Annotated in this window: 3 protein-coding genes; 2 read left to right on the forward strand and 1 reads right to left on the reverse strand. The window is 39.5% G+C overall.

Annotated features, from left to right (window positions below; all coding sequences use genetic code 11):
• Window positions 1-31: 31 nt before the first annotated feature.
• A protein-coding gene (locus L654_RS0117815) for an IS3 family transposase (RefSeq protein ID WP_139016089.1) occupies window positions 32-1,200 on the reverse strand; the annotation gives its coding sequence in 2 pieces (ribosomal slippage) (window positions 32-924 and window positions 924-1,200; 1,170 coding nt in all).
• A 208-nt stretch (window positions 1,201-1,408) separates the two neighbouring features.
• On the opposite strand from L654_RS0117815, the gene L654_RS0117825 reads away from it, so the two are divergent.
• Both L654_RS0117825 and L654_RS0117830 read left to right on the forward strand, forming a co-directional pair.
• Window positions 1,409-1,666, forward strand: a complete 258-nt coding sequence (locus L654_RS0117825) for a helix-turn-helix domain-containing protein (RefSeq protein WP_024608643.1) — start codon at window positions 1,409-1,411, stop codon at window positions 1,664-1,666.
• Window positions 1,666-2,406, forward strand: a 741-nt coding sequence (locus L654_RS0117830; protein WP_024608644.1) for a HipA domain-containing protein, incomplete at its 3' end; no start/stop codon positions are given. The genes L654_RS0117825 and L654_RS0117830, both read left to right, overlap by 1 nt.

Here is a 2,406-nt window from a genome sequence, read left to right on the forward strand (position 1 = left end):
TGACGTGGTCAACTAAATTCAGTCACCCTAGTTAAGAAACCATATCTAATGTTTCGGTTCGTTCTTCAAAGTCATTTGGGCTTTGATAATTTAAGTACGAATGTAAGCGACGACTGTTGTACCACATGCAGATGTAATTCATTACATCCTGTTGAGCTTCATAACGCGTTGGGTAATTTTTCCAATGCACGCGCTCTTGCTTCAAACTACCGAAGAAGCTTTCTGCAACAGCATTATCCCAGCAACAACCTTTCTTACTCATGCTACCAATGAAGTCGTTTGACTTGAGCAATCTACGATATTGATGGCTTGCATATTGAACCCCTTGATCTGAATGGATAATCAACCCTGCTTTGGGTTGGCGTTGCCACATCGCCATAGTCAGTGCGTCACAGACAAGCTGCGCTTTCATTCGTGAGCCCATGCTCCAACCAACGACTTTACGCGAATATAAATCAATCACTACCGCCAGATATAACCAACCTTCTGCAGTCCAAACATAAGTGATATCTTGTACCCAAGCTTGATCAGCGGCTTCAACGTTGAAGTTTTGCTCAAGTACATTGGGATAAATAGGCTTGTTATGGTCACTATTCGTTGTTACTTTGTATTTCTTTTTATAACGCACCCAGACATTTGCCTCTTTCATTAACTGTGCTGTTTTGTGACGGCTCACCGGAAAACCGAGTGCATTTAAGACTTTCTGAATACGCCTTTCACCGTAAGTATTATCACTGAAGTGCGCTATGTCCTTGACCCAATCAATCATTTCTTGATGTGTTGGATCCTCTGATTTAGTTGAATATCGCTTTTGATAACTATAGTAATTGTTACTTTTTACACCCAGTATTCGGCACATTACCGCCACAGGCCAGGTCTTCTTGTATTGGGTTATGAACGAGTATTTCACTTCGTTTCTTTGGCAAAGAAGACCGTCGCTTTTTTTAATATTTCACGCTCCATTTCTAGGCGTTTCACTTGCGCTTTTAGCTCTCTGATCTCTTCTTGCTCAGGGGTCAAATTACCATTCCCTCTAAAAGCCTGCCCATCATCATTTTCAGCTTCTTTTATCCACCGACCAAGCATGTTGGGATTTACCCCTAAATTTCTAGAGGCTTCTGCTTGAGAGTAGTTTTGCTCAACAACTAATGCGATGGCATCAAGTTTAAATTCTTTGGAATACTTTTTACGTTTTGTCATTATCGATCTCCAGTTAAGTTGATTATCTCTTAACTGGGGTAGTCGAATCCATTAAACCACGTCAACGGTTTGGTTTTTTAAGCTAAACCGTCTTATATAAATAATGCAATGCCTCTGAAATATTGATAATTTTTATTAGCTATATAGCTAATATAGAAGTTATATACTAATATATTAGCCATATAGCTAACATTAAGTGAGTGAATATATGTCGAGTAGAGCAGATATTGGCAAACAAATAAGTACTAACAGGAAAGCTTTAGGCTACACGCAACAAAAGCTATCAGAGATCGCGGGAATTAATAAAACAACGATTTCCGAGATTGAGAACGGTCGCTTTACTGGTTCATTCGATATATTTGAGCGACTGCTTGATGCAGTTGATTTACAATTTGAAGTTACCTCAAAACAACACTCTCTACCAGACTGGGATACCATTGAAGATATATTCTCGGAGAATGACTAATGAGTGGCACACCACAGCTTCCAAATAAAATTACAAATATAACAGTATGCACTGACTATTCTGAAGTTGGCGTATTAACACATGGCTCAGTACATCACTACCAGCCAACACAAGAAAACCTACACGTGTCACTTACTATGACTAAAAAAGGCATGGATGGTTACTCATCGGGTTCTCTTCACCCTATATTTTCACAAAACTTGCCAGAGGGCTTTAACCGTCGATTCATTGCAGAAAAACTAGCGAGATACGCCAAAGTAAACGACATGTATTTACTTGCTTTACAGAGCGCACAAGGCATTGGCATGCTTTCATATAAAAGTGAGCTTACTTTACCAGAGGCTGAGCCTGTATCTTTGAGCGATATTTTGACCTATAACAGCAATGCACCACTTTTCCCTCAGTTATTAGAAAAGTACTACCTACAAAACTCGTTGGCTGGCGTACAACCTAAAGTAAGCATACCTAATGCTTCAACCATTAAAACCGATAGAACAATTCCGCAGAAAGATTTAATAGTGAAGTCATTCGATACCGAGTTTCCATTACTTACGGTAAACGAGTTTGTGTGTATGGAAGCAGCTCGCCATTGCGGACTTGAGCCACCAAAGACATACTTATCTGAAAATTTAGAAACGTTCGTTGTTGAACGCTTTGATAAAACAAGTGACGGAACTAAGCTCGGTTATGAAGATTTCACAACCTTACTAAAAAAAACTAACGACCCCGACGCTAAATAC

This window comes from Pseudoalteromonas sp. TAB23, assembly GCF_000498075.1.
In the GTDB taxonomy this organism is placed as follows: Bacteria; Pseudomonadota; Gammaproteobacteria; order Enterobacterales; family Alteromonadaceae; genus Pseudoalteromonas; species Pseudoalteromonas arctica.

Bases quoted from the DNA above. Each gene is read 5' to 3' on its own strand.
- L654_RS0117825 (WP_024608643.1), top strand. From the start codon at position 1,409: ATGTCGAGTAGAGCAGATATTGGCAAACAAATAAGTACTAACAGGAAA.